We start from the raw sequence: 8569 nt of genomic DNA, 5'->3' as shown, positions 1-8569 counted from the left end.
CAACTACACACTTTGTTAACTAACAATGCCACGGCGCGTGGGGAGAAAGCCAGTCCCCACAAACCCGGGTCTCCAGGCGTCGTTACTGTTGGCGGTCGCGCGCTTCGACGTGTTCCGAACGGGAAACCGCCCTTTATTTGGGCGAGGCGATCAGAAGGGATTCCAGGTCGCGCGCGGCGTATATTTCAGATAGCCGATATTGGCGCCGAGCCGCAGGCCGAGGCCCGAGCGGATCGGCACCAGCACGATGTTGTTGGCGGTCAGCGCCGTCATGCCGAAGCCACCGATGATATAGGCGGAACCGTCGATGCCGGCGAAGCGCTGATAGATCGCGCTGGTGGCAGGCAGATTGTAGACCAGCGTCATGGTGCGCGCGCCGTCGCCGCCCCAGTCGAAGCCGACCGACGGACCCTGCCAGTACACTCTGAGATCGCCGGCGTTCTTGGTGTAGAGTGTGCCTTCGCCGTAGCGCAGTCCAGCAACGAAGGCGCCCGAGCCTTCTTCGCCCAGGATGTAGCCGTTCGGCAGGCCCCATTGGCTGACCGCGCGTTCGATCACCGAGGCGAGCCCGCGCGAGACGTTGCCGAAAAATTTGTGGCCGGCGCCGACCAGTTCGTCCGGCCCGTAATAATTCGGGCCCGGCTGGCGCTGCGGTGGCGGCAGGTCCGGCGGTGGCGCCGCCTGCTGCGCGGACACGGGCGCAGCCCAGCACATCAGCGCGATGAACATCATCGCAGCAAGGCGGATGGCGAATTTCATCGAAGTTCCCCTAGATAGTCGGATCCGGCGACGGCTTTAACTCAATGCTGACCAGCATGAATTTAGGCTGAACCGGCTTATCCCCCCGACTCGGATGTTATCAGGTTCAACTATGACGCCAGAACGGCAGGAAGCCAACGACATCGCGACCAAACCGCATTTTCGGCCCCGAATAGCCTTGATTGCGCTCGCCCTGCTGGCGGGACTTGGCGGATTCATGGCGGCGGGAACGGCGGCGAGGGCGGCGACGACCGAGCGCGTGGTGACCAACCGCTATAGCGGGCTGGCGATCGAGGGCTACGACCCCCTGGCCTATTTCATCGACGGCCGGCCGGAACTAGGTCTGCCGGCCTATGAGGCCGCGCAGGGCGGGGCGGTCTGGCGCTTCCGCAACGAGGGCAATCGCGACTCCTTTGCCGCGCACCCGGAAATCTACGCGCCCCAGTTCGGCGGCTATGATCCCGTCGACCTGGCGCGGGGGGTCACGGTGGCGGGAAATCCGCGGTTTTGGCTGGTCACGGGCCAACGGCTTTATCTGTTCGGGCGCGAAGACACCCGCGATGCGTTTGCCGCCGATCCCGCACCCTATCTGAAAGAGGCGACGCAGCGTTGGCCGGCGCTCGAGGAACAGCTCGCGCAATAGGCTTGCTTCTCCTCAGCCACCAACTGTCATTTCCCGCGAAGGCGGGGAATCCAGTATTCCAGAGACATCGTCCTCGATTGAGAAGGCGCGGCGTACTGGATCGCCCGGTCAAGCCGGGCGATGATGTCTCAGATAGTGCGACCCGGCTCAACTTGCCGTCGGATCGCCCCAGGCGACAAACGCCGGCACGATGAAATCGCCGCGCTCGCCGAAGCGCAACGCACGCCCGCTGGCGTCCGTGACCTTGCCGCCGGCCGCGGTAACGATGGCATGGCCCGCCGCAATGTCCCATTCGCTGGTCGGCGCCAGCCGCGGATAGATGTCGACCTCGCCCTCGGCGACCTTGGCCAGTTTTACGGCCGAGCCGAGCCGGACGCGGACCGCGCCCGGCCGTGCGTCGATGAAGGCCTCGGACGCCGCATCGCCATGCGAGCGGCTCACGGCCGCTACCCAAGCCTGCCCAGGCGGTGGAAAACGGCGGGTGTGAATCGGCTGCGGCGGTCCCACTTCGTCGCCTGGCCCGATCGCCAGCCGTTCGGCGATGCGGCCTTCTCCTTGTCCGGCCAGCCCGCGCCAGATCAGCCCGAGCGCCGGTGCGCCGACGATGCCCAGCAGTGGCGTTCCCGCAACCAGCAGCGCGAGGTTGACGGTGAACTCGTCGCGGCCCGCGACGAACTCCTTGGTGCCGTCGAGCGGATCGATCAGGAAGAAGGCGTCCGGGCAGCCGCCCTGCGGCCGCGCGCGCTCTTCCGAAAGCGCGGGAATCCCGGGCGCGAGCTGCTTAAGTCCTTCGGCGATGATGCGGTCGGCGGCGAGGTCGGCCTCGGTCACCGGCGAGCCGTCGCTCTTGCCGTCAACCTGCATCCGGTCGCGATCGACCTTCAGGATCGCGGCCCCGGCCCGGGCGACGAGCGCGGTCAGCGGCGCCATCAGGCGCGCCGCGGCGCTCTGGTCGATCGAAGGGTGGGAAAGGGGCTTGTTCGTTGGCGGGCCCATCAAAAGCCTAACTCTCCTGCGAGCCAATGGTCGCACCGAGTGCCGCCAATTTGAGGTTCCTGCGGTACAAGCGGCGAACGCGATCCAGGAACGTCAAATAGAAGAGCGGCACCACAATCATGATTTGCCAGTGCCCTAACTTTCCGAAGTTCGTGGAAAGGTGCACGCTGAGATGTAACACGAACTTCGGAAAGTGGGCACTGGTGGCGCACGGCTTGCAAAGGGTGTGGCCACAAGTGTGGGGATGCGCGGCCGTTCCGCGCCCCTCCTCGTGTTGGCAGGCCATGGCCTGCCAGTGTATCAAGCCGTCAACTCAGCTTGCCGTGATTCGCCTCGCACGGCGCTGACGTCGATATCAGCTCCGATTTTCAGGAACGCCCATGTCTGGTGCCCCCGGTCCCGCTCCCGATGCCCTCGAACTGGCGGCACTGCTGTGTTCGCGGGTTTGCCACGATCTCATCAGCCCGGTCGGCGCGATCGTCAATGGCCTTGAGGTGCTGGACGACAATCCCAAGCCCGAAGACCGCGACTTCGCCCTCGATCTGATTCGTAAGAGCGCGAAGACGGCTTCGGCCCGGTTGCAGTTCTGCCGTCTGGCGTTCGGCGCCGCCGGGAGCGCCGGGGCCCAGATCGACCTCGGCGATGCCCAGGCGATGGCGCGCGGCCATATCGAGGATGGCAAGACCACGATCGCCTGGAACCTGCCGCGCCTGCTATTGCCGAAGAACCGCGTCAAGTTGCTGCTCAACATGATGGTGATCGCCCAGCACACCATCCCGCGCGGCGGCACGCTTACGGTCGATGCGATCGGCGAAGGCGAGGCGATGAGTTTCCGCGTCACGGCGAACGGGCTCAATGCGCGCCTGCCGCAGAATATCGCCAACATTCTCGGCTCGGGACAGATCGCCGCAACCGACGCCCATTCGGTGCAGCCTTATTATACCCGCCTGCTGGCCCAGGCCTGTGGGCTGAGCGTCGGCCTCACGGTCGAGGGCGAGGCGGTGGTGGTGACCGCAGCGTAACGCGCGGCGCTGGACCCGTGCATTCGCGATTGAAAAGGCGGGGCTTTTGGCCCTGGCGGCCTCCGATCCGCCGGCGGCGCGCTGTTCGGCCGTGCCGCAAAGGTTAAGCAATCGTATCCACACCGGTATTTTACGGGGACGGCTTATCTCTTTGTTGAGCCCGTTCTTTTCCGTTTACTCAACCAAACTTAAACGGTTTGCATAGAAGCTGGCCACACTCGGAAAAGCGCGTCCTCCGCGCGCGTGTGTGAAGGCCAGATTTCATGGACGATCTTTTGAGAGAGTTTTTGACGGAGACCAGCGAAAGCCTGGACACCGTCGATAATCAGTTGGTGCGGTTCGAGCAGGAGCCGAACAACGCGAAGATTTTGGACAATATCTTCCGCCTGGTACACACCATCAAGGGAACCTGCGGTTTCCTTGGCCTGCCGCGGCTCGAAGCGCTGGCCCATGCCGGCGAAACGCTGATGGGCAAATTCCGCGACGGCATGCCGGTCACGGCCGAAGCCGTGACGCTGATCCTGAGCAGCATCGACCGCATCAAGGAAATCCTCGGCGGGCTCGAAGCGACCGAAGCCGAGCCCGAGGGCAATGATCAGGATCTGATCGTCCAGCTTCATCAGATGGTCGAGCGCGGTATGGCGGCCATGGAAGCCGCCCCCGCTGAGACAGCATCGCCGCCGCTCGCGCCAGCCGCAGCGCCGGCAATAGAAAAAGCACAGAGCACCGAAGGCTCATTGACGTATCAAGTGCTGGAACGCGAGTTGCGGCCGGGCGAAGTCTCGCTCGACGAGCTTGAGCGCGCCTTCCGCGAGACCGAGACAGAAATTGTGGCGCCTGCGCCGGCGGCAAAGCCTGCGGTAAAGGCCGAAGCCAAAGCTCCGGCTCCGAAACCCGAAGCCCCGCCCGCCGCCGCGGCCGAAAAGGCGTCGAAGTCGCCGGCCAAGAAAGCCAAGACAGCAGTCGAGGTTGACGCCGGCGAAGCCGATCGCGTCGCCAACCAGTCGATCCGCGTCAACGTCGACACGCTCGAGCACCTGATGACGATGGTGTCCGAACTCGTGCTGACGCGCAACCAGCTGCTCGAAATCTCGCGCCGCCATGAGGACACCGAGTTCAAGGTACCGTTGCAGCGGCTGTCGAACGTCACCGCCGAGCTGCAGGAAGGCGTCATGAAGACGCGCATGCAGCCGATCGGCAACGCGTGGCAGAAGCTGCCGCGTATCGTCCGCGATCTCTCGAGCGAATTGCACAAGCAGATCGAACTCGAGATGCACGGCGCCGACACCGAACTGGACCGCCAGGTGCTGGACCTGATCAAGGATCCGCTGACGCACATGGTGCGCAATTCGGCCGATCATGGGCTCGAGACGCCGGCCGAGCGTGCCGCCGCAGGCAAGCCGGAGACCGGCACCATCCGCCTGTCCGCCTATCACGAAGGCGGTCACATCATCATCTGCATCGCCGACAACGGCCGCGGTCTCAACACCGATCGCATCAAGGCAAAGGCCCTCCAGAATGGTCTCGTTAGCGAGGCCGAGCTGGAGAAGATGACCGAAGCGCAGATCCACAAGTTCATCTTTGCGCCGGGCTTCTCGACCGCGGCAGCGGTCACCAGCGTCTCCGGCCGCGGCGTCGGCATGGACGTCGTCCGCACCAACATCGATCAGATCGGCGGCACTATCGACATCAAGTCGGTCGCCGGCGAGGGCTCTTCGGTCACCATCAAGATTCCGCTGACGCTTGCGATCGTCTCGGCGCTGATCGTCGAAGCCGGCGGCGACCGCTTCGCGATCCCGCAGCTTTCGGTGGTTGAACTGGTGCGCGCGCGCGCCAATTCCGAGCACCGCATCGAGCGCATCAAGGACACCGCGGTCCTGCGCTTGCGCAACAAGCTGCTGCCGCTGATGCACCTGAAGAAGCTGCTCAAGATCGACGACGGATCTTCCTCCGATCCGGAAAACGGCTTCATCGTCGTGACCCAGGTCGGCAGCCAGACCTTCGGAATCGTGGTGGACGGGGTGTTCCACACCGAGGAAATCGTGGTCAAGCCGATGTCGACCAAGTTGCGTCACATCGACATGTTCTCCGGCAATACCATTCTGGGCGATGGCGCCGTGATCATGATCATCGATCCCAACGGTATTGCGAAGGCGCTGGGCGCAGCCGGTAACGCCGCCCACGAGATCGCCGATGAAAACGCCGCGCATCGCGCCGCCAGTGCCGAGCAACTTACCTCGTTGCTGGTGTTCCGCGCCGGTTCGAATCAGCCCAAGGCGGTGCCGCTTGGCCTCGTCACGCGACTGGAAGAGATCGCGGCCGACAAGATCGAGCTCTCCAACGGTCGCTCGATGGTGCAATACCGCGACCAATTGATGCCGCTGGTGCAGATGAACGGCGTCGATATCCGCAGTTCCGGCTCGCAGCCGATACTGGTCTTTGCCGACGACGGCCGCTCGATGGGTCTCGTGGTCGACGAAATCATCGACATTGTCGAGGAGCGCCTCAACATCGAGGTGGCCGGCTCCAGCGACGGCATTCTCGGCTCCGCGGTCATCAAGGGCCAGGCGACCGAAGTCATCGACGTCGGACATTTCCTGCCGATGGCATTCGCCGACTGGTTCTCTCGCAAGGAGATGCGGCCCTCGCTCAGCGCGCAATCGGTGCTTCTGGTCGATGACAGCGCCTTCTTCCGCAACATGCTTGCGCCGGTGCTGAAAGCCGCGGGCTACAAGGTCCGCACCGCCCCGAACGCGCAGGAAGGACTGGCTGCGCTCCGTTCGGGCCAGAGCTTCGACGCGGTGCTGACCGACATCGAAATGCCCGACATGAACGGCTTCGAGTTCGCCGAGACGATCCGTGCCGACGCGCATCTCGCGACGATGCCGATCATCGCGCTGTCCTCGCTGGTCTCGCCGGCGGCGATCGAGCGCGGACGTCAGGCCGGATTCCACGATTACGTTGCGAAGTTCGATCGTCCCGGATTGATCGCGGCGCTGAAGGAACAGACCGCCGAAGCGAGCCGGCAGGCGGCATGAGTGGCATAGGAATTAGAGCATGAGCAGCAAAACCGAAGCCGTCGAAGGCGCCGTCGCAGAATATGTCACCGCCATGATTGGAGGCCAGTTGTTCGGCCTGCCGATTTCGCGGGTGCAGGACGTGTTCATGCCGGAGCGTGTGACCCGCGTCCCCCTGGCCTCGCGCGAGATCGCCGGCGTTCTCAATCTACGCGGCCGTATCGTCACCGTGATCGACATGCGCGCCCGTCTCGGGATGCCGAAGAACGACGACGGCAAGCCGCCGATGGCGGTCGGCGTCGACTTGCGCGGCGAATCCTATGGCCTCTTGATCGACCAGATCGGCGAAGTCTTGAGACTTCCCGATGAAAGCCGCGAAGAAAATCCGGTCAACCTCGATCCCCGCATGGCCAAGCTTGCCGGCGGTGTGCACCGCCTCGACGGACAATTGATGGTCGTGCTGGATGTCGAACGGGTGCTCGAGATTTCGCCTGAGATGATGGCCGCTTGAAACTGATGAACGCGTAGCTGAAGTACCAACCTGGGTTTTAAGAGCGAAGGCAACAACAATGAAAACATGTCTGGTCGTGGATGATTCGAGCGTCATCCGAAAGGTTGCAAGGCGCATTCTGGAAGGCCTGGATTTCCAGATTGTCGAAGCCGAAGACGGCGAGAAGGCGCTTGAGGTCTGCAAGCGCGGATTGCCGGAAGCCATTCTGCTGGACTGGAACATGCCCGTCATGGATGGCTACGAATTCCTCGGCAATCTGCGCCGCATGCCGGGCGGCGACCAGCCGAAAGTGGTGTTCTGCACCACGGAAAACGATGTGGCTCATATCGCCCGCGCACTTCACGCCGGCGCCAACGAGTACATCATGAAGCCGTTCGACAAGGACATCGTGACGGCGAAATTCCAGGAAGTCGGCCTGATCTGATCCAAAGCGTCATCCGGTGCCTCGCGGACGCCGGTGACACCATAAAGCGTTTGTTCGCTTCGTGGCCCGTGAGTTGAGTTCGGTTGGTTAAGTATGAGTGTTGCGTTGACTAGTCCTTCGGCTTCGAGTCCCGTGCAGCAAGAGCCGCTGCGGGTCATGCTGGTGGATGATTCCGTCGTCATCCGGGGCATGATATCCCGCTGGCTCGGCTCCGAGCCCGACATCGTCGTCGCGGCGGCGCTGCGGACCGGCCTGGAGGCCGTCAACCAGGTTGAGCGGATCAATCCGGATATCGCCATCCTGGACATCGAAATGCCGGAGCTCGATGGCATTTCGGCGCTGCCGAAGCTGCTTGCCAAAAAACGCAACCTGATCGTCATCATGGCTTCGACGCTGACCCGCCGCAACGCGGAGATCAGCTTCAAGGCGCTGTCGCTGGGCGCCTCGGACTATATCCCGAAGCCGGAAAGTACCCGTGAGTCTTCGGCTGCGGAAACCTTCCGTCACGATCTGGTGCAAAAGATCCGCCATCTCGGCGCCAAGGTGCGCCGCGGTTCGGCCAGTGCGTCGTCGCTTGCGCCGGCGGCCGATCGCGGGCTGCGCGCCGCAACGGCGCACGCGCCGGCCGCCCCGCTGGTGCGGCGCAACTTTTCGACCCAAAATCCCAAAGTGCTCCTGATCGGCTCCTCCACCGGCGGACCGCAGGCGCTGATGAACGTCGTCGCCGATATCGGGCCGGTGATCGACCGTTTCCCGGTGCTCATCACCCAGCACATGCCGCCGACATTCACGACGATCCTGGCCGAACACCTGGCGCGCGCCAGTCATCGGCCCGCGCATGAAGCTATTGATGGCGAAGCCATCAAGCCGGGTCATATTTATCTCGCCCCGGGCGGCCGCCACATGCGCGTGACGCGTCAGGCCACGGGCGCGGTGATTGCGCTCGACGACGGCGCGCCGATCAATTTCTGCAAACCGGCGGTCGATCCATTGTTCTCATCGGCGACAGATGTCTGGCAGGGCTCCATTCTGGCGCTGATCCTCACCGGAATGGGATCGGACGGCATGCGCGGCGGCAAGGACATCGTTGCCGCGGGCGGCAGCGTGATTGCCCAGGATGAAGCGACAAGCGTGGTGTGGGGCATGCCGGGGGCAGCCGCCAACGCGGGCATCTGCGCGGCCGTGCTGCCACTCAAT

Annotated in this window: 8 protein-coding genes; 6 read left to right on the top strand and 2 right to left on the bottom strand. The window is 63.7% G+C overall.

Going from position 1 to position 8569, the window contains the following annotated elements:
- Positions 1–150 precede the first annotated feature (150 nt).
- Positions 151–759, bottom strand: coding sequence for a DUF1134 domain-containing protein (locus tag VFL62_RS02495; RefSeq protein ID WP_325170800.1), 609 nt, complete (start codon positions 757–759; stop codon positions 151–153).
- Between the two features lie 112 nt (positions 760–871).
- Here VFL62_RS02495 and VFL62_RS02490 point away from each other — a divergent pair, with 112 nt between their 5' ends.
- Positions 872–1402, top strand: a complete 531-nt coding sequence (locus tag VFL62_RS02490) for a YHS domain-containing (seleno)protein (RefSeq protein WP_325170799.1) — start codon at positions 872–874, stop codon at positions 1400–1402.
- 147 nt (positions 1403–1549) lie between these two features.
- On the opposite strand, the gene VFL62_RS02485 is transcribed toward VFL62_RS02490, so the two are convergent.
- The gene (locus VFL62_RS02485) at positions 1550–2398 is read right to left on the bottom strand and encodes a 3'(2'),5'-bisphosphate nucleotidase CysQ (protein ID WP_325170798.1); all 849 of its coding nucleotides are present in this window, start codon (positions 2396–2398) and stop codon (positions 1550–1552) included.
- A gap of 380 nt (positions 2399–2778) precedes the next feature.
- Here VFL62_RS02485 and chpT point away from each other — a divergent pair, with 380 nt between their 5' ends.
- The 5 genes from chpT to VFL62_RS02460 form a co-directional block, all read left to right on the top strand.
- Entirely contained in the window at positions 2779–3420 is a 642-nt protein-coding gene (gene chpT, locus VFL62_RS02480; RefSeq protein ID WP_325170797.1) for a histidine phosphotransferase ChpT, read from the top strand.
- Between the two features lie 263 nt (positions 3421–3683).
- Entirely contained in the window at positions 3684–6458 is a 2775-nt protein-coding gene (locus VFL62_RS02475; RefSeq protein WP_325170796.1) for a hybrid sensor histidine kinase/response regulator, read from the top strand.
- 19 nt (positions 6459–6477) lie between these two features.
- A complete protein-coding gene (locus tag VFL62_RS02470; protein ID WP_325170795.1) occupies positions 6478–6948 on the top strand; it encodes a chemotaxis protein CheW in 471 nt (156 codons plus the stop codon).
- Positions 6949–7006: 58 nt separating this feature from the next.
- Entirely contained in the window at positions 7007–7372 is a 366-nt protein-coding gene (locus VFL62_RS02465; protein ID WP_072820222.1) for a response regulator, read from the top strand.
- A 93-nt stretch (positions 7373–7465) separates the two neighbouring features.
- Positions 7466–8569, top strand: a 1104-nt coding sequence (locus tag VFL62_RS02460) for a chemotaxis response regulator protein-glutamate methylesterase (protein WP_325170794.1), incomplete at its 3' end; no start/stop codon positions are given.

Origin of the sequence: Bradyrhizobium sp. (assembly GCF_035701725.1) — a bacterium.
Lineage (GTDB): Bacteria > Pseudomonadota > Alphaproteobacteria > Rhizobiales > Xanthobacteraceae > Bradyrhizobium.
This window is presented reverse-complemented; position numbering and strand designations above follow the sequence as displayed.